Consider the following 18,508-nt stretch of genomic DNA (forward strand, 5'->3'; position numbering starts at 1 on the left):
ATGGAGGGGCACCGACAACAACTGGCCAAGAGCAAGCAGCGCAGCCGATTTCACCTATGCCGACTAGGCGGATGCCCACACCACCGGGTATGGGCGCGGGTGAATGCGGCCGTCTCGGCATAGCCGAGGCGGCGTGCGGTCTCCCCGACCGTCAGCCCAGACCGGAGCAATTCAGTCGACAACGCGGCACGGACCTCGTCGAGCAGCGCGCGGTAACTCGTACCTTCCGCGGCCAACCGACGATGCAGGGTTCGCTCGGTGATGCACAGATCCTTCGCGACGGCACTCATCGGCGGAATTGCCCTGGAGTCCTGAATGATTCGCGTGCGGACGGCCGCGGAAACCCCGGTGCGGACACGACGCCGGTTCAGCAGGTCCTCACACTGCCGGATGCAGATCGCCGCGGTCTGCGCGTCGGCCGCTGGCATCGGCAGATCGATGAGGGCCGCCGGCATCACCAAGGCACTGCGCGAGGTGTTCTCCACCATTACGGTCAGCTTGTCGAGTTGCACCGTCTCGACCGGCAACTGCAGGTCCGCGAACTCCACTCGCACGGTGAAGGGCGGGTGGTTGACGCCCAGCAGAAGTGGCAACAGCCGCAACATGATCGCGAAGTCCCGCTCCAGCATGAATCGCCGAACGTCCCGGGGCACCCGCGCGTCATCGAAGACGAGGACCGCCTCGACGTCATCGACCGCCGGGGCAACCAGGCGCAGATAGGTATCCGTGAGGGCGGCGTAGCGGCACGCGACGTCGATCGCGTCCCCGAAGGTCGGACTGGCCATCAACGCAAAGCCGAAGATGCCGGTGTCGGCCAAGTTGTACTGCATTCCGGTTTCCATGCCGAGACCGGGTTGGTCACCCAATCGCGCAATCAGATTGCGGATCATCGTCAGCTCCTGGGAGGCGTACACCTCGGCTGCCGGATCGGCGAGGTCCGCAGCGGTGAGTCCGGTACCCGCCAGACAGACGGCCGGGACAAGTCCGTGCCGTCGTGCGGTTTCCAGAACGTGCCGCCCCGTAGCGGAGGCCAGGGCGACATCCCAGTTCGCCGACGAGGTCGCCACGTGTCTGAAAATATCAAATACTTGTCCGGTTCGGGCCTTCCCGCACTGTTGAGCTGGGCATAACGTCGTCGTTGTGGCAACCGATCTCCTCAGACCTAGCCCGCGCGCCCTCGTGTCGGCTGCGTACAGTTCCGTCGGCGATCTGTGGCGTCCCGTCGCCACCGGTGGATACCGGGACCTGCGGCGACCGCGGCCGAATTCAGCGCCTGCCGCGGTGCCGCGCACCTCGTTCGATCCAACCCTGCCGGCGAACATCGCCGACCCGTACCCTGCACTGGCGCGTCTGCGCGAGCATCCTGTTGTCGTCAACGAGCGGCTCGGCGTCTGGATGCTCGGGCGTTATGACGACGTGCACTCCGCGGTGCGGCGCAGTGACATCTTCTCGTCGCGGGATGGCATCATGTTGCGCTCGTTCGTAGCCAACATGGTGATCTTCAGCAACCCCCCGGATCACACCCGACTGCGGCACGTCGTCGCGCCCTTATTCAGCAAACGTGCCGTTCAGACCTGGACGGCCGAGATCCGTGCGTTGGCGAATGAGGCGGTCGCCGGCCTGAATGCGGGACGAACCGTCAATCTGGTTCCGGCACTGACGGTTCCGATGCCGATCAACGTGATCGCCAGAATCCTGGGCATCCCGCGGGAGCAATGGCCCGGATTTCGGGCGGTCTCGGAAAAGTTCGCACAGATCTTCGGTCCCCAGAGTCTGTCGGAGATCGTGCGCTTGATGGGATCGGCGATGCAGGCCTATCTGCGGCTGCGCTGCTTCTCTGCCACCGAAATGCGCAGTCGGGCAACGCAACCCGCTGAAGATTTGATGACCCTCCTGCAGGCGGCGACGGCCGCCGGTCAGCTGTCCGAACAGGAGGCGTTCCTCTACGTGCTGGTCCTGCTGGTGGCCGGCAACGAAACGACGACCAACCTGCTCGGCATGCTGCTCGTGAGGCTGGCCGAAGAACCAGACCTGTTCGCCGAATTGAAAGCAGATCGCAGCCTGCTACCAGCCGCCGTGGAGGAGACAGCGCGGTGGGGATCGCCGGTGCAGTGGGTGACCAGAACCGCCACCGTCGACTATCAGGTGGGCGACACGTTAATACCCAGAGGCGCAAGGACATTGCTGTTCTACGCTTCAGCCAATCGGGATCCGGAGAAGTTCGCGGACCCCGACCGATTCGACCTTCATCGCAACACGACGGGGCATCTGGCATTCGGCCACGGTCTGCACTTCTGCCTGGGCGCACATCTCGCCCGGCTCGAAGCCGTCACCGCCATCGACTGCCTGCTCGACGAGGTCGACGGGCTGGAGTTGGCCGGACCGGTGCGGTGGTGCACCACCCCGTCGCTTCGAGGTCCGGTGTCGGTGCCGTTGCGCCTACAACGCTGAGGTATCGCGAATTCGCACCGTAGGCAGGCGCCGCGACATAGGCTCCGTTCAACGAGCGCGAGTGGTCTGCGGGAGGAAGCCTGATGTCAGTCGTGTACACAGTGCCGGACTTGATGGTCGCAGCGTCCGACAGTCTTGCTGACCTCCGCTCCAGTCTGCAGGCAGCAACCGCGGCCGCCGCCGGCCCCACTGCCGAGGTTGCCGCCGCGGCGTCCGACGAGATTTCGGCCGCCGTCTCGGCCCTGTTCGGCAGCTTCGGCCAAGAGTTCCAGGCCGTCCACAGCCAGGCGGCGGCCTTCCATGCGGACTTCGTGCGGTTGCTGAACACCAGCTCGGCCGCATACCTCAGCGCCGAAATCGCCAATGCCGAACAGACTTTGGCCGGTGCGGTCAATGTGCCGTTCCAGTCGCTGCTGGCCGGTGGTGCCGCTGCAGCTCCGGGCGGGGCCTATGCGCAACTGTTCACCAATACGGTCACCAACCTGCAGTCCCTGGGTAGTGCATGGGCCGCGAACCCGTTCCCGTTCCTGCGGCAGTTCCTCGCCAACCAGCAGGGCTATGCCCAGCAGATCGCGGCTGCCATTGCGAACTTCCCGGCCAACCTGCCGAATCTGCCGGCGGCCATCGAGGCCGCCATTCGGCAGGCACTGTCGTTCAACCCGGCGGCCTTCCTCCAGCAGTTCATCGCGGTACAGACCGGGTTCGCTCAGACGTTCGTCAGTGCGGGCATCAGCGGGATCACCGGGCTCGTCACGGGCTTGCCGAACTTCGTATCGGGCTTGGGGGTTGCGACGCAGAGTTTGTTGGCAGGCAACTTCACCGGTGCGGTGAGCGACTTCGGCAAGGCCGCCTTGGGGCTACTGGTCACGGGTGTCGCCCCCGGCCAGGTCGTGATCGGCGGCACTGTTCCCGACATCACTGCGACGTTGCATCCCACGCTGCTCGGTCCGCTCGGGGATCTGTTCACCATCATGAACATTCCCGGACAAGAGGCGCAGTACCTGACCGATCTGATCCCGCCGTCCATTCCGCGGCAAGTGGCGCAGAACATCACCAACGTGATCAATACGCTGACCGTCCCGAGCATCTCGGCCGAAGCGGAGTTGCATCTACTGAACCTGCCCGCATCAACGCTTGAAGCATTCTTCGGATTGCCGCTCGTCGCTACCTACGCCGCGGCAGGTGCACCGCTGGCGACGCTGAATGCGGTAGCGACCAGCGCAGAGACTTTCGCGCAGGCACTGGCAGCGGGCGATTATCTCGGGGCGGCAGCCACGCTGTTCGATGCGCCGGCAACGGCCTTGAACGGCTTCCTCAACGGCCACACGGCTATTGATACAACGATCAACGTCCCGATACCGCTGCTCGGCATCGACGTGAGCGTCGTGCTGCACTTGCCGTCCGACGGGCTACTCGTTCCGCCCCATCCGGTCACTGCGTCCATCAATGTGCCCGATATCCCGACGCCTCTGCTGACCATTCCGGGGACCACCATTCCAGTCACCATTTTCGGCACACCGTTCTCCGGCCTCATACCGCTGCTGGTGAACTACGCGCCCCAGCAACTCGCCCTGGCCATCACACCGTCCTAGATAATCGCCACCGACACCACAATGCCGAGTGCGAACTGCGCGGCGGCGACCATCAACGCGTCGTAACTGAACGCGTCGTCGTAGAACAAGCCGTGCATGTCGATGCCGATCACCAGGGCCGCGATGCGCATCATCACCACCTGCGCCGTGATTCCGACGAGCCCGAAGACCGCCGAGGCGAGCAGACCTCCCGCCAGATTGCCCGACGACGAGTAGATCGCCACCACCACAATGAATGCCATGCTGACCATGCCGGCCGCCGACACGATGATCGCGTTGGGCTTTCCCGCATTGACCATCTTGCGCAGCGGCCCCGGCGTGGTCAGATCGATCGCGTAGAACCCGATGATCATCAGCACCAACCCGAGGATCGAGTACAGGATGATGGCCGCGGCACCACTACCGAGCCAGCTCCAGTAGTCCGAATGCGGCAACGCCACAACGCTTGTCGTCATCGGTGATCTCCGTTCACTTCAGAGGGATTCGGTGGGGGACGAAGGCCGCGCCGTCGTCGGTGATCAGGCCGGCGGTCTCCCGGATGCCGAGCCCCGCCGAGGTGTCACCGACGACCCACGCGCCCAGCGCGGGCCGCATGTCGTCGAATTCCGGTAGCGGGTCCAGCAACTGGTAGACGAAGCCCTCTTCGCCGTAGAAGCCGCCGGTGGCGGTCTCCATCCCGGCGCCGACGACGGTGACGTTGGCGCCCTCCCGACCCAGCTTGGGCTTGCGCACATACTCGGTGAGCTCGTGCGGATCATCGAGGTAGGCGGGCAACAGGTTCGGGTGCCCCGGATACATTTCCCACAGCACCGCCAGAATCGCCTTGTTCGACAACAGGGTCTTCCACAACGGCTCTATCCACATCGTCTGCGGCAGGCTGGACACCACGTGCTTGCCGAATTGGTCGTCGAGCACCCACTCCCAGGGATGCAGCTTGAAGATGGCCCGGATCGGATCCTCCGCCAAGTCCACGAACCGTTCCAGCGCCGAATCCCAGCCCACGTCCTCAACCAGCAGCCCGACCGCCTGGAAGCCGGCTTCGGCCGCTGTCTCCATCATGTAGGTTGTGGTGATCTGGTCCTCTCCGGTGGCCTCGACACCGGACCAGGCGAAGTGTAATTCGTTGCTGGGCAACAGATCCCGGACTGTCTTCCAGCGGTCGACCAGTTGTTCATGCAAGGAATTCCACTGGTCATCCTGGGGGAATTTGTCTTTGAGCCAATACCATTGCACGATCGCCGCTTCGAGCAGCGTGGTGGGCGTATCGGCGTTGTATTCGAGCAGCACCGCCGGCCGTCGTCCGTCGTATCGTAAATCGAAGCGGCCGTAGACATGTGGGTCGGAACGACGCCACGACTCGGCCACATGCGGCCAACTCCATTCCGGCAGGCCGAAATCCGAGTACCGCTCCATCAGCACCACTTGCTCGACGGCATTCAGGCACATCGAATGCAGCAGTTCGACATCGGCTTCCAGTGCCAGGATCTCGTCCATCTCGAATTCGTAGTAGACCGACTCGTCCCAGTACGGCCGGTCGGCACCTCCCGCGTCCCGCGCCGGCGTCCCATAGACCAGGCCCTGCGATTGCACGGTCTGCTGCCAGTTCGGGCGCGGCTGCGTCCTGCCGCGCTTCACGAACCACCGCTCCCGGCCTTGCCGCCGCTGCCACCGATTCCGCCACGCTGAATTGTGCTGCCCGACTTGGTGGTGACGTGCGCCCCCTTCGGAATGCTGGTGGTCCCACCGGTGGGCCGCTGGCCGACCGAACCCGAGCTGCCGTAGTAGTAGCGGTACTGGTGGCCACCCCAGAAGAAGAAGCCGTTCAGGCCGGCGGTGTGACCGGTGCAATAACTGTCCGGGACGATCACGGGCTGACCGCTCGGATCGTCCTGAACACATTGAGCTGTAACGTGATCCGGCGTCAGTAGCCAGTAACCGACACCCGCGACGAGTCCCACCACCCCGACGGCGGCCGCGGAACCCATCAGAATGCGCTTCTGCCGCTTGCGCTTAGCCTCGGCCGCCAGCCGTGCCTGTTCCGCGTCGCGCTGCTGGTCTTCGTATTTCTGGCGGGCCCGCAGTTCCGCCGGGGTCGGTGGTCGGGGCTTCGCGGTGGCCGCGTCCTGGAAGTGCATGCCGCCGACGGGTTTCGGCGGCATGGCGGGCCGCTCCCGCGGCGGCTTGGCCGGACGGTTCGCACCGAAGGCGCTCTTGCGCGGCCCGTCCGGGGGGCTCGGCGGGGTATTCGGCATCAACTTCGGCGGCCCTGGCGGCTTACCCGCCGCAGGCGGATCAATCTTCCCGTGCGGCAGCAGCTTTGGCGGCGGCTGCGGGTTCGGCTCGTCGGGTCCGAGCGGACCGGATTCGCGTTCTTCGGACCCACCGCCGTCCGGTGGGTCTGCCTCTGACCCCACTAGCTGCCCTCCGGTCCCCGAATCGCGACCACGCGGGCAGTCTCCCACATCGCAGCGGAAATCAAGACCACCAACGTTCCAGCACGCGGGCGACACCGTCGTCGGTGTTGGGCGCGGTGACTTCGTCGGCCGCGGCCAGCGCTTCCGGATGCGCGTTTCCCATGGCGATACCCCGGCCTGCCCGCAGCAGCATCGGTACGTCGTTGGGCATGTCGCCGAAGGCGATCGCGTCCGCGACGCTGATTCCCAGCGGCTCGGCCACCGCGGCCAGGCCGGTGGCCTTGCTGATGCCGCGCGGCACCACCTCGAGCAGACCGTTGTTGGTGGAATACGTCAGGTCACCTTCGTCGCCGACGTGCCCGGCCAGCGCGGCCGCCATCTCCGCGCTGGACGCGCCGGCCTTGCGGATCAGCAGCTTGACCGCGGGCGCGCTGAGCAGGTCCTCGAACGAGACCTCGGTGTTGTCCGGGTTGAGCCACGCGTGCTCGTAACCCGGTGAGCTGATGAACTGCGGGGTCGCGGAGTCGTGTGCGCGTTCGCCGATCCGCTCGACCGCGAGCCCGGCTCCGGGTATCACCCGTCGGGTGATGTCGGCCAGCGCCGCCAGCGTCTCGACGGACAGCGTGCGTGCCGAGATAACCCGATCGTGTTCGGGGTCGTAGATGACGGCGCCGTTGGCGCACACGGCGGTCGGCGCGAAACCGAGGGCCTCGACGACCGGCCTGATCCAGCGCGGGGGACGACCTGTCGCCAACACGAAGTGGGCGCCGCCGGCAACTGCGGCCTGCACCGCGGCACGGGTGCGGGGGGTGAGGGTCTCGTCCTCGTTGAACAGGGTGCCGTCGACGTCGCACCCGATGAGCCGGGGTGGGTTCAGCAAGGGGATCCGGGTGTCGTCAGCGTGGTCCGCCTTCTTTGCGCTTCTTCGACGCCGCACCGCTCTGTTCGCGCTTCTGTGCGCGCTCGGCCAGTTCGGCGATGCGGAATTCTTTCGATTCGTCCGGGGTCGGCGCACTGCCGCCGAGGCGCCGCGGCACCCAGTACTCGCCTTCGGGGTGCGGATACTGCTCTTGCACCCAGTACAGCATCGACTCCATCGCCTGCCGCAGCGTGGCGTTGTATTCATCGACACTGCCCATTGGCCACAGCGGCGGGCCGATCGCCGCGGTGATCGGGACCTTACTGCGCACCAGTTTCTTGGGGTGGTCCTTGGGCCAGATCCGGTGGGCGCCCCACACGATCATCGGGATGATCGGCACGTTCGCCTCCATCGCCATCCGCACCGCGCCGGTCTTGAACTGGCGCAGTTCGAAACTGCGGCTGATGGTCGCCTCGGGGTGCACCCCCACCAGTTCGCCTTCTCGCAACCGCTGCACCGCCACCGCGTACGCCTCAGAGCCCTGGCTACGGTCCACCGGGATCAGGTGGATGTGCTTGATCACGTAGTTGACTGCCTTCACTTCGGCCATTTCGGCCTTGATCATGAACCGCAGCCGACGTTTGCGCTCTTTGGCGGCCAACGACGCGGGTATCCAGTCCACGTAGCTGGTGTGATTGAGGGCGATGATCGCACCGCCGCGTTCGGGAATGTTCTCCAGGCCGTAGTAGGTGATCTTGTTGCCGTTCAGCGCCATGGCCGACGGCACGAGATACTCAAGAAACCGGAAGACTGGCTCAGCCATGATCGACTTCTCCCTTCACCCCGAGCGCGGCCGCTGGGACTTGCGCCCGGCGGCACGCGCCGCGTCGTCAGCATCCATCTGCGCAGCCTCCTGCAAGGTCGGCGCCGTACCGCCGAGGCGGTGTGGCACCCAATTTTCGCCAGTTGGATGAGAATAGTTCTGCTGCACCTGGTGCAACAGTGACGTCATCGCCTCGTGCAACAGTTCGGTGGTTCCGGTGACGTCCGGCAACGGCTGCAACTGCGGGCCGATCGCCACGGTGATAGGCACCTTCTTGCGGCCGATCTGCCTCGGCAGGCCTTTGGTCCAGATGCGCTGGGAGCCCCAGACGACGATCGGGACGATCGGCACGTCGGCCTCGATGGCCATCCGGGCGGCGCCGCTCTTGAAGTCCTTGAGCTCGAAGCTGCGGCTGATGGTGGCCTCCGGGAAGACGGCAACCGCCTCACCCTCGCGCAACCGTTCCACCGCGGCCGCGTAGGCGTCGGCCCCGGCGCTGCGGTCCACCGGGATGGCTTTGTTGTGCTTCATCATGAAGCCGACAATCTTGACCTGCTGCAGTTCGATCTTGACCATGGGCCGCACCCGCCGCCCCCCGGGCCTGCGGAAAGCCAGCGCGGCCAGCGCCCAGTCGATGTAGCTGGTGTGGTTGATCGCCACCACACACCCGCCCTGGGCCGGCACGTTCTCGTCGCCGAGGTAGGTGACGCGGCTTCCGGTGAGCCGGAGGAACGTCCTGGCTACGAATTCGCTGGCGCGGTAGACGGGTTCGGCCACGGGTCAGTGCTCTGCGGAACCGGTGGGATGAGCTCGCTCTTCCCGGCGCGCCGCCTTCATCGCCGCTTCTTCGGCATCCAGCTGCGCCGCCTCGGCCATCGAAGGGGCGCCACCGCCGAGCCGATGCGGCACCCAGAACTCACCCGCCGGGTGCGGCCCGTACTGCTCCTGGGCCTGCATGAGCAGATGCTGCATCCGGGAATGCAGCAGGGCGGTCAATTCGGCGGTGGGCAGGGTGGGTTCGATCGGTTCACCGACGATGACCTGGATCGGCACCTTGGGCCGGAACAGCTTCTTCGGGTGGTCTTTGGTCCAGATCCGCTGGGCGCCCCAGATGACGTGCGGAACGATGGGCACCCCCGCTTCCACCGCCATGCGGGCCGCTCCGGACTTGAACTCCTTGATCTCGAAACTGCGGCTGATGGTCGCCTCGGGATACACCCCGACCAGCTCGCCGGCTTTCAGGTTCTCGACGGCCGCGGCATAGGAGGCGGCCCCGCTTTCCCGGTCCACCGGAATGTGGCGGAAGGCACGCATGAGTGGCCCGGTGAACTTGTGGTCGAACACTTCCTGCTTGGCCATGAACCGCACCTTGCGGCCGAGCTTCTGCCGATAGGCCGGGAGGCCCGCCAGCGTGAAGTCCAGGTACCCGGTGTGGTTGATCGCAACGACGGCACCCCCGGTGGTCGGTAGATTCTCCACCCCGGTGACAGTGATCTTCAGTCCCTGCACTCGGAATATCAGGCGGGCAATCGTGATGGCAGTGCCGTAAGCCGGTTCCACAGCAATCCAGCCTAGTGCGCCGAGCTGGCACAGAGGTGGCGAGCCCTGACTTGGGACGCGCACTCCTGACCGGCCACGGCGGTGCCGCCGACCCGCTGCGCATCCACTACCACTAACGGCTGTGGCAGGACCCGACCCGGTGATTCACGTAAGCTCGTGACGAAAGAAACCGCCCCCCGAGAGGTATCTGTGCAGGTCACAAGCGTCGGCCACGCCGGCTTTCGGATCCAGACCCGCGCGGGCAGCATTCTGTGCGACCCGTGGGTCAACCCGGCGTACTTCGCGTCGTGGGTGCCGTTCCCGGACAACAGCGGGCTGGACTGGGACGCCCTCGGCGACTGCGACTACCTGTACGTGTCGCACCTGCACAAAGACCACTTCGACGCCAAGCTGCTGACCGCCCACGTCAACAAGGACGCGGTGGTGTTGCTGCCCGACTTCCCGGTGCCGGACCTGCGCAACGAGTTGGAGAAGCTGGGCTTCCGCCGGTTCTTCGAGACCACCGACTCCGTGCAACACCGATTGTCCGGGCCCAAGGGTGACCTCGACATCATGATCATCGCCCTGCGGGCCCCCGCCGACGGTCCGATCGGCGACTCGGCACTGGTGGTCTCCGACGGCGACACCACCGTGTTCAACATGAACGACGCACGCCCGGTCGATCTGGACGTGCTGGCCGCTGACTTCGGCGACATCGACGTGCACCTGCTGCAGTATTCCGGCGCGATCTGGTACCCGATGGTCTACGACATGCCGGCGCGCGCTAAGGAGGCGTTCGGCACCCAGAAGCGGCAGCGGCAGATGGACCGGGCGCGCCAGTACATCGCCCAGGTGGGAGCGACCTGGGTGGTGCCGTCGGCCGGCCCGCCATGCTTCCTGGATCCGGAACTGCGTCACCTCAACGACGACCGCGACGATCCGGCCAACATCTTCCCGGATCAGATGGTGTTCCTGGACCAGATGCGCCGCCACGGGCACGACGGTGGTCTGTTGATGATGCCCGGGTCGGTCGCGGATTTCACCGGCGCGACCCTCGATTCGCTGACTCATCCGCTGCCCACCGAGCAGGTCGAGGCGATCTTCACCACCGGCAAGGCGGCCTACATCGCCGACTTCGCCGAGCGCATGGCGCCGGTGCTGGCCGCCGAGAAGGCCACCTGGGCGCCGCCGACGGGTGAGCCACTGCTGGAGCCGCTACGGGCGCTGTTCGAACCGATCATGTTGGCCAGCAACGAGATCTGCGACGGTATCGGCTATCCGGTGGAGCTGGTGATCGGCCCCGAGACCGTGGTGCTGGATTTCCCGAAACGTGCGGTGCGAGAACGCATTCCCGACGAGAAGGTGCGCTACGGCTTTGCCATCGCGCCCGAACTGGTACGCACCGTGCTGCGCGACAACGAACCCGACTGGGTGAACACCATCTTTTTGTCCACCCGGTTCCGGGCCTGGCGGGTCGGCGGCTACAACGAATACCTGTACACGTTCTTCAAGTGCCTGACCGAGGAGCGGATCGCCTACGCCGACGGCTGGTTCGCCGAGTCGCATGACGACTCCGCTTCGATCACCGTGGACGGCTGGGAGTTTCAGCGCCGCTGCCCGCACCTGAAGGCAGACTTGTCCAAATTCGGTGTGATAGAAGGCAATACGCTGACCTGCAACCTGCACGGGTGGCAGTGGCGGCTGGACGACGGTCGTTGTCTGACCACGCGCGGTCACGAGCTGAGGAGTTCTCCGGCATGAGCACGATGGCGGACCTGTGCTACGACGACGGCGTGGTGCAACTGGACGAAATGGCGATCGCGTTGCGCCGCTACCATTTTCCGTCCGGCACCGCCAAGGTGATCAGCCTCGACCAGATCCGGTCCTACAAGGTCGAGTCGCTGGGCCTGTTCACGGTGCGCTTCAACGTGTGGGGCAGTCCGGACTTTCGCCGCTGGTTGCCGTTGGATCTGTACCGGCCGCTGAAGTCGGTGTTGATCACGCTGGACATACCGGGCTCGAAGCCGGCTTTCACCCCGGCGCGTCCTGAGGAGTTCCTGGCCTGCTTCGAGGAACTGCTGAACGCTCGCGGCTAGCGATCGGCCAGGGCTGCCCGACCGGCGTTGTAGCCGGGGGTGAAGGTGATGCCCGGTCCGCCGTGGCAGCCGGCGCTACCCAGGTACAGCCCCTCGACCGGAATGGGTTGCCCGATGAATCCTCTGGGTCCGGGCCGGTTCTGCCCCACCTGATCCGAGTGCAGCAGCCCGTGACAGTAGTCGCCGCCGGGTGCGGAGAACATCACTCCCATGTGCCTGGGCGTGAAGGTGGTGTGCCGGATGATGCTGCGTTCGAAATTGGGCGCCAGCCGGGTGATCTTGTCGATCACTCGCTGCCCCATCTCGACCTTGGCCTGCCCGTAATCGACGCCGCCCTCGATCGGGAACCACAGCGCGAACGCCGACGCCGCGTGCTTGCCGTCCGGCGCCAGGTCGGGATCGTGCACCGACGGTATCTGCAGCACCAGCGTGGGATCGGCCGGCACGATCCCGCGACGGCAGTCCTCCCATTGCTGCTGAACCTCTTCCGGCGTACAGAAGATGCCGATCGATGCCTGCAGGCTCGGGTCGTTGAGCGCCTCGTACGGCGTCGCGAACTGTGGCGCCTCGTCCAGCGCGAAGTGCATCTGCAGATAACTGCCCCGGTGGTCGATGCGCGCATACCGGTCCCGGATGTCGGCGGGCAGCAGTGCGGGGTCGATCAGGTCGTTGACCGTGGCGTCGGGTGCGATGGCCGAGACGACGATCGGGGCGGACAGCGTATCGCCGGACTCGGTGCGCACGCCGGTCACCCGGCCGGCTGCGATGAGGATCTCGGTGACCTTGGTCCGCAACCGCACTTCACCGCCGGCCGCCTCCAGCACGTGGGTCAGATGCGCGGTGAGCGCGCCGATGCCGCCACGCAGCTTCTTCATCTGCACGAAGTCGCCCTCGGGGATGCCGAGCCCGAAGGCCAGCGCGGCGGCGCTGCCCGGGGTGGACGGGCCGCGATACAGGGTGTTGACCGCCAGCATGGTCATCGAACCCCTGATCGCGCCGTGCTTTTCGCGATCCGGGAAGTAACGGTCCAGCACCTCGGTCACCGAACCGAACAACATGTCGTCGATCGCGGACCGCTCGAATTCGTTTGTGGCGCAGGCATACATCTCGTCGAAGGTCTTGGGCAGGGTGCCCGCCTCGAACCGGCCCAGCGCCCGCGTCGGCGCCTGGGCCCACATCAGCAGTCCCCCCATCCCGGCGACGGCGTCGGCGCCGTGCACCTCGTTGAGGTGGGCGAACATCTTCATCGGGTCGGAATACTGGACCAGCGGATCGTCGCCGATGCCACGCAGCGCGACCGACATGACTTCCAGGTCGACGGTCGGGAGGGCATCCAGCCCCAGTTCGCTGATCACCTGCGCCGAGGTGGGGAACTGCACCGAACCGGCGATCTCGAACTGATACCCGTCGAACAGTTCCACGGTGGCGGCCATCCCGCCGGCGTAGAGCTTGCCGTCCAGGCAGACCGTCCGCAGCCCGGCCCGCTGCAGCAGCACCGCCGCTGTCAGCCCGTTATGCCCGGCGCCGATCACGATCGCGTCGTAGTCACTACCCGTGTCAGACATGGCGACCTCCCGCACCGGAGGCTGTCACGCGGACAAAGTTTTGTCAATTATGACGAAACAGACGGTAACCAGGACGCCCAGGTGTCGTCGAGGCCGGCGCGCACCGTCGCCAGCGCCAGTTGGCTCATCCTGGCGAGTTCGCCGAGCGACCGGTCGTCCCCGACCATCCAGGCTTCCATCGCGCCGAACACCGCGGCGGCGATGCAGCGGGCGGTCACGGTGGTCCGCAGTTGAAAATCACGCGGCTGGTCGGCGGCTCGGCTGCGGCGCTGTAGCTGCACCTGGATGGCGTCGGCGAAGTCGGCCTGGACCTCGCGGATGTGGCGCACGATGCGGCCGGGGTCGATCTCGCCACCGCGCAGCGCGGCGATTTTGGTCACCGCTTCCACGTCGTAAGGGAACGCGAAGATGGCTGCCTGCACGGAGTCGATGACGGGTTCGTCGACGGGCCGGGCGTCCAGGGCCGAGCGGAACCAGTTCAGGCCGGTGTAGTCGGCGAACAGCAGGTCGTGCTTGGAACTGAAATGTCGGTAGAAGGTGCGTAGCGAGACACCGGCGTCCGCGGCGATCTGTTCGGCGGAGGTGTCCTGCACGCCCTGGGCCAGGAAACGCACCATTGCGGCCTGGCGCAACGCTTCGCGGGTGCGCTCGCTGCGCACCGTCTGCGCGGGTCTCACCATTTGAGCAAGATACCTGAATTGGTTCTGTCAATATTGACAAAACTTTGACGGCGGGGTGAGACTGCGCCCATGGTGTCGCTCCTCGCCCACGCTGTCCTCGGTATCGCCGTCATCTGGTGGATCGTCAGATCGAATCCTGCGGTCTACGCCAGACCGGCCGCCGGGCCGTCCTTCTCGCCCCTCGAAATCGTGTACTACGTCGTCGGTATCGCCTCGATCGCGCTGGGCTGGTACTTCAACTTCCGCTTCGTCCAGGGTTACGCCCCGCACGGGATCACCGGAGTGCACAACCCCCTCTGGGGTCCCGGCAGCTGGACCCAGTACATCCAGTTGATGTTCGTCAACCCCGCCGCGGGTTCGGCCGGGCAGGACTACACGATCGCCAATGTCATTCTGCTGCCGCTGTTTTCGATCATCGACGGTTACCGGCGCGGCCTCAAGCGGCCGTGGTTGTATTTCGTCAGCAGCCTGTTCACCAGCTTCGCGTTCGCCTTCGCGTTCTACTTCGCCACCATCGAGCGCCAGCACCGCCACCAGCGCGCCGCGGAAAAAGTAGCGGTCTAGGCACTGAGTTCGTCGCTGCGGTATTGGGTGCCGTGGTGACAGATCTGATTACCCCCACGGCGTTTCGCGACATACATGGCGGCGTCGGCCGCACAGATCAGCTCGTTGATCCGGGCCGGAATGTCCAGGGCGGCGGGTACCCGCCGTGCGGTGTCGACCGCAGCCGTACCGAGGCTGGCGGTGATGCCGAAGGGCAGCGCGGCGATGGCGTCGCACAACCGCTGCGCTCGCCGGTCCACTTCGGCCGGCCGCCAGATATCGGCGATGACAAATTCTTCACCGCCCACCCGTGCGATGACGGCGGTGTCGTCGGTGTGCGCCCGCAACGCATGTGCCACCGCGACCAGTGCGGCGTCGCCGGTACTGTGCCCGAACCGATCGTTGAGCTGTTTGAAGCGATCCAGATCGATCACCGTGATCACCAGCTGGCCGGGCAACGGACGGCCCCCTTCCAAGTGTCGCCGGGTGCGCCGATGAAAAGCGCGGCGATTCAACAGCCCGGTGAGCTGGTCGTGCTCGGCCCGCATCGCATCGATGCCGAGCACATGCGCGACGGCCTGGATGCCGAACGGCACCCCGAGGTTGAGCATGATCACCAACGAGAACGCGCCCGCAGCCGAGACAACGCCGTAGATCGGGACCATCAGCCACGCCTCGACGATCCCGGTGGCAGCGGCGACCACGAAGTTGTAGACCATCAGCGGCGCTGCATGGAACAGCGCGATGTAGCCGGCCATCGTGACGAAGGTGGTGCAGGCCAGCATGGCGCCGAGGGGCTCGCTCTGGGCCAGCACGGCCAGCGCGATACTGGCATTGGCCACCAAGGTGAAACACACCGCCTGGGTGCGGGTAGGCCATCGCCACACCCAGAGCAGCGCCCCCGTGGCGGCGGCGGCGGCCGCGACCAGCGCACAGGTTGTCTGAACTGGCCCGCGCGGTCCAGTCGTGCTGAAGAAGGTCACGAAAATCGCGGCGACCAGCGCCAATCCGATCGCCGCGATCGCGGCCCGGGTACGGCCAGCCATCCCGCGCACCTGCAGAAGGAGTCCGAGCTGGTCGTAGTGATCCGGCTGCCGCCACCACGCAGTCAACCAGCCCATGCCGCTCACCTCCCCGCGGATCATAACGACATATCCGCAGCTAGCTGAGGGGTTTGCGCAGTTTAGGCAGGCTCCAGCAGCTCGACCCCGACGTAGGGCACCAGCGCCGCCGGCACCCGCACGCTGCCGTCCGGCTGCTGGTGGTTCTCCAGCACCGCAACCAACCACCGGGTGGTGCCCAACGTGCCATTGAGGGTGGCGGCCACCTGGGGTTTGCCGTTCGCGTCCCGGTACCGAGTCGCCAACCGCCGCGCCTGAAAGGTGGTGCAGTTGGACGTCGACGTCAGTTCGCGGTAGGTGCCCTGGGTCGGTACCCACGCCTCGCAGTCGAACTTGCGCGCGGCCGAGGAGCCCAGGTCGCCGGCGGCCACGTCGATCACCCGGTACGGCACCTCGATGTGCGCCAGCATCTCGCGCTGCCAGCCCAGCAGGCGCTGGTGCTCGGCCTCGGCCTCCTCGGGCCGGCAATAGACGAAGCCTTCGACCTTGTCGAACTGATGTACCCGGATGATGCCGCGGGTGTCCTTGCCGTAGCTGCCTGCCTCCCGACGGAAACACGACGACCACCCCGCATAGCGCAACGGACCGGCGCTCAGGTCGAGGATCTCGCCGGCGTGGTACCCGGCCAGCGGCACCTCCGAGGTCCCCACCAGGTAGAGGTCGTCGGCTTCGAGCCGGTACACCTCGTCGGCGTGGGCACCCAGGAATCCGGTGCCGCTCATCACCTCCGGACGAACCAGCACTGGCGGGATCATCGGGATGAAGCCGTTCTCCACCGCCACCCGCAGTGCGAGTTGCAGCAGACCCAGTTGCAGCAGCGCCCCGCGACCGGTCAAAAAGTAGAACCTGGACCCGGCGACCTTGGCGCCGCGTTGCATGTCGATCAGGCCCAACGACTCGCCGAGTTCCAGATGATCCCTGGGGCTGTCCAACGCCGGGGTTTCGCCGACGACGTCGAGGACGGCGAAGTCGGCCTCGCCACCGGCCGGGACACCGTCGATGACGACATTCGAGATGGCCATGTGGGCCGCGGTGAACGCCGCCTCGGCCGCGACCTGGTCCGCCTCGGCGGCCTTGACCTGCTCGGCGATCTCCTTGGCACGCTGCAAGAAGGCGGGGCGTTCCTCCGGTGACGCCTTGCCCACCGATTTGCTGGCGAGCTTCTGTTCGGCGCGCAACGCGTCCGCGGTCGAGATCGCCGCCCGGCGGGCCGCGTCGGCATTCGCCAGAGCGTCCACCAGCGCGGGGTCTTCACCCCGGCTGAGTTGGGAACGGCGCACGACGTCAGGGTCTTCCCGGAGCAGCTTCAGGTCGATCACGGCCGCAAGACTACTTTTGCCGGCACACCGCGGTCGCAGCAGATCGTCGCAGTTCGCCCCGGGTCTCACATCTGCAACATCGGTAACAGTCCCAGCGCGGTCCTGTCAGAATGGAGCCGATGCTCGATCTGCGAAAGAAACAACCGCCACCCGCCGACGGGCTCGAGGAGTCGCCGGCCGACGAACCGGTGGCCGTCGAGGACTCCGAGGAAGCGGCACCCGCCAGCGAGTCGCCGGAGTCGTCCAGGGGCTTCCGCTGGCCGCGCGGCTTGCAGGCGACCGCGACCCGGCGGGCCCTGCTGCTCACCGCGCTGGGCGCCCTGCTGATCGCCGGACTGGTGACCGTACTTCCGTCGGTGGGCAGCGGGGGACGCCTCGCCGGTTACCTCAACAGCGATCCCGCCCCCAGCACCGGCTCCAAGAGCAACGGGGCGTTCAGCCGGGCCGACAGTGGCGACTGCCTGAACTGGCCGGACGGCACTCCGGAATCCGCGTCCATCGTCAGCTGCGCCCAGGACCACCGTTTCGAGGTCGCCGAAGCCGTGGACCTGCGCACCTTCCCCGGATCGGAATACGGGCCCAGCGCCGCTCCCCCGTCCCCGGCGCGGATCCAGCAGATCAACACCGAGCAGTGCGAGCCGGCGGTGCGCCGCTACCTGGGCCCCAAGTTCGACCCGAACAGCAAGTTCACCGTGAGCATGCTGTGGTCGGGTGACCGGGCCTGGCGTCAGGCGGGCGAACGCCGCATGCTGTGTGGACTGCAATTGCCCGGCCCGAACAACCTGCAGGTCGCGTTCAAGGGCAAGGTCGCCGACATCGACCAGTCCAAGGTCTGGCCCGCTGGCACCTGTGTGGGCATCGACTCGGCCACTAACCAACCGGTCGACGTTCCGGTCGACTGCACGGCGCCGCATGCCATGGAAGTCACCGGCACCGTGAACCTCGCCGAGAGGTTCCCCGACGCGTTTCCCGCCGAGGCCGACCAGGACGGGTTCATCAAGGACACCTGCACCCGGATGACCGACGCCTACCTGGCGCCGGTCAAGTTGCGCACCACCACGTTGACCCTGATCTATCCGACCGTGTCGTTGCCCAGCTGGGCGGCCGGCAGCCGCGAGGTCGCCTGCAGCATCGGCGCCACGCTGGGCAACGGCGGCTGGGCGACGCTGCTCAACAGCGCCAAGGGCCCGCTGCTGATCAACGGCCAGCAACCGGTGCCGCCACCCGACATCCCGCAGGAGCGACTCACCCTCCCGCAGATCCCCGTGCAGGTGCCCAGCCAACCGTCGTCGGCACCCACGCAACAACAGCAGGCACCCACCGCCCCGCCGGGCAATCAGCACCTGCCCAACCAGCAGCCCGTGGTGACGCCCACCCGGGCCCCCTCCTCACCGGCCACCCAGGCTCCGCCGGCCCAGGCTCCCCCGCCGGTGGACGGAGGCGGACCGCCGCCGGCCCCGGCACCCGACGGTCCGGCGCCCGCCGAGCCGCCCCCGAGCTGACCGA

The 18,508-nt window shown here is 66.3% G+C and carries 18 protein-coding genes; 6 read left to right on the forward strand and 12 right to left on the reverse strand.

What is annotated here, in order from left to right; translation table 11 throughout:
- Positions 1 to 50 precede the first annotated feature (50 nt).
- Complete coding sequence (locus AC5Y6Y_RS17945; protein ID WP_473138650.1) at positions 51 to 1,067, reverse strand: AraC family transcriptional regulator; 1,017 nt, start codon at positions 1,065 to 1,067, stop codon at positions 51 to 53.
- A 112-nt stretch (positions 1,068 to 1,179) separates the two neighbouring features.
- Between AC5Y6Y_RS17945 and AC5Y6Y_RS17950 the strand changes: the two genes are divergently transcribed.
- Positions 1,180 to 2,451, forward strand: a complete 1,272-nt coding sequence (locus tag AC5Y6Y_RS17950) for a cytochrome P450 (protein WP_473138651.1) — start codon at positions 1,180 to 1,182, stop codon at positions 2,449 to 2,451.
- 83 nt (positions 2,452 to 2,534) lie between these two features.
- Positions 2,535 to 4,043: a PE family protein gene (locus AC5Y6Y_RS17955; RefSeq protein WP_473138652.1), complete on the forward strand. Its 1,509-nt coding sequence runs from the start codon at positions 2,535 to 2,537 to the stop codon at positions 4,041 to 4,043.
- Here the strand turns inward: AC5Y6Y_RS17955 and AC5Y6Y_RS17960 are convergent.
- The 7 genes from AC5Y6Y_RS17960 to AC5Y6Y_RS17990 all read right to left on the reverse strand — a co-directional run bounded on the left by AC5Y6Y_RS17960 (position 4,040) and on the right by AC5Y6Y_RS17990 (position 9,699).
- The gene (locus tag AC5Y6Y_RS17960; RefSeq protein ID WP_463826196.1) at positions 4,040 to 4,498 is read right to left on the reverse strand and encodes a DUF350 domain-containing protein; all 459 of its coding nucleotides are present in this window, start codon (positions 4,496 to 4,498) and stop codon (positions 4,040 to 4,042) included. The two genes, AC5Y6Y_RS17955 and AC5Y6Y_RS17960, sit on opposite strands and share 4 nt — an antisense overlap.
- 13 nt (positions 4,499 to 4,511) lie before the next feature.
- Positions 4,512 to 5,678 carry a glutathionylspermidine synthase family protein gene (locus AC5Y6Y_RS17965; protein WP_463826197.1) on the reverse strand — a complete coding sequence of 389 codons (1,167 nt, stop codon included), beginning with the start codon at positions 5,676 to 5,678 and terminating at the stop codon, positions 4,512 to 4,514.
- Positions 5,675 to 6,457: a hypothetical protein gene (locus AC5Y6Y_RS17970; RefSeq protein WP_473138653.1), complete on the reverse strand. Its 783-nt coding sequence runs from the start codon at positions 6,455 to 6,457 to the stop codon at positions 5,675 to 5,677. The genes AC5Y6Y_RS17965 and AC5Y6Y_RS17970 overlap by 4 nt, the downstream gene beginning before the upstream one ends.
- Before the next feature lie 61 nt (positions 6,458 to 6,518).
- A complete protein-coding gene (locus AC5Y6Y_RS17975) occupies positions 6,519 to 7,337 on the reverse strand; it encodes an HAD family hydrolase (protein WP_473138654.1) in 819 nt (272 codons plus the stop codon).
- Positions 7,338 to 7,353: 16 nt separating this feature from the next.
- Positions 7,354 to 8,139, reverse strand: coding sequence for a lysophospholipid acyltransferase family protein (locus tag AC5Y6Y_RS17980; protein WP_463826200.1), 786 nt, complete (start codon positions 8,137 to 8,139; stop codon positions 7,354 to 7,356).
- 15 nt (positions 8,140 to 8,154) lie between these two features.
- Entirely contained in the window at positions 8,155 to 8,916 is a 762-nt protein-coding gene (locus AC5Y6Y_RS17985; protein WP_473138655.1) for a lysophospholipid acyltransferase family protein, read from the reverse strand.
- Positions 8,917 to 8,919: 3 nt separating this feature from the next.
- Entirely contained in the window at positions 8,920 to 9,699 is a 780-nt protein-coding gene (locus AC5Y6Y_RS17990) for a lysophospholipid acyltransferase family protein (RefSeq protein ID WP_463826202.1), read from the reverse strand.
- A gap of 189 nt (positions 9,700 to 9,888) precedes the next feature.
- On the opposite strand from AC5Y6Y_RS17990, the gene AC5Y6Y_RS17995 reads away from it, so the two are divergent.
- Both AC5Y6Y_RS17995 and AC5Y6Y_RS18000 read left to right on the forward strand, forming a co-directional pair.
- Positions 9,889 to 11,439 carry a Rieske 2Fe-2S domain-containing protein gene (locus tag AC5Y6Y_RS17995; protein ID WP_473138656.1) on the forward strand — a complete coding sequence of 517 codons (1,551 nt, stop codon included), beginning with the start codon at positions 9,889 to 9,891 and terminating at the stop codon, positions 11,437 to 11,439.
- Between the two features lie 5 nt (positions 11,440 to 11,444).
- Positions 11,445 to 11,774: a hypothetical protein gene (locus tag AC5Y6Y_RS18000; RefSeq protein WP_463826425.1), complete on the forward strand. Its 330-nt coding sequence runs from the start codon at positions 11,445 to 11,447 to the stop codon at positions 11,772 to 11,774.
- Here AC5Y6Y_RS18000 and AC5Y6Y_RS18005 read toward each other — a convergent pair.
- The gene (locus AC5Y6Y_RS18005; protein ID WP_473138657.1) at positions 11,771 to 13,339 is read right to left on the reverse strand and encodes a phytoene desaturase family protein; all 1,569 of its coding nucleotides are present in this window, start codon (positions 13,337 to 13,339) and stop codon (positions 11,771 to 11,773) included. The genes AC5Y6Y_RS18000 and AC5Y6Y_RS18005 overlap by 4 nt on opposite strands.
- Positions 13,340 to 13,386: 47 nt before the next feature.
- Positions 13,387 to 14,019: a TetR/AcrR family transcriptional regulator gene (locus tag AC5Y6Y_RS18010; protein ID WP_463826205.1), complete on the reverse strand. Its 633-nt coding sequence runs from the start codon at positions 14,017 to 14,019 to the stop codon at positions 13,387 to 13,389.
- Positions 14,020 to 14,088: 69 nt separating this feature from the next.
- Between AC5Y6Y_RS18010 and AC5Y6Y_RS18015 the strand changes: the two genes are divergently transcribed.
- Entirely contained in the window at positions 14,089 to 14,583 is a 495-nt protein-coding gene (locus tag AC5Y6Y_RS18015; RefSeq protein ID WP_473138658.1) for a DUF2834 domain-containing protein, read from the forward strand.
- Here the strand turns inward: AC5Y6Y_RS18015 and AC5Y6Y_RS18020 are convergent.
- Positions 14,580 to 15,683, reverse strand: a complete 1,104-nt coding sequence (locus AC5Y6Y_RS18020; protein ID WP_473138659.1) for a GGDEF domain-containing protein — start codon at positions 15,681 to 15,683, stop codon at positions 14,580 to 14,582. The two genes, AC5Y6Y_RS18015 and AC5Y6Y_RS18020, sit on opposite strands and share 4 nt — an antisense overlap.
- Positions 15,684 to 15,745: 62 nt before the next feature.
- The gene (gene serS / locus AC5Y6Y_RS18025; protein ID WP_463826208.1) at positions 15,746 to 17,002 is read right to left on the reverse strand and encodes a serine--tRNA ligase; all 1,257 of its coding nucleotides are present in this window, start codon (positions 17,000 to 17,002) and stop codon (positions 15,746 to 15,748) included.
- Between the two features lie 110 nt (positions 17,003 to 17,112).
- Here serS and AC5Y6Y_RS18030 point away from each other — a divergent pair, with 110 nt between their 5' ends.
- A complete protein-coding gene (locus AC5Y6Y_RS18030; RefSeq protein WP_463826209.1) occupies positions 17,113 to 18,504 on the forward strand; it encodes a septum formation family protein in 1,392 nt (463 codons plus the stop codon).
- Positions 18,505 to 18,508: the final 4 nt, after the last annotated feature.

The sequence above is a fragment of the Mycobacterium sp. NGS24 genome (assembly GCF_059813065.1).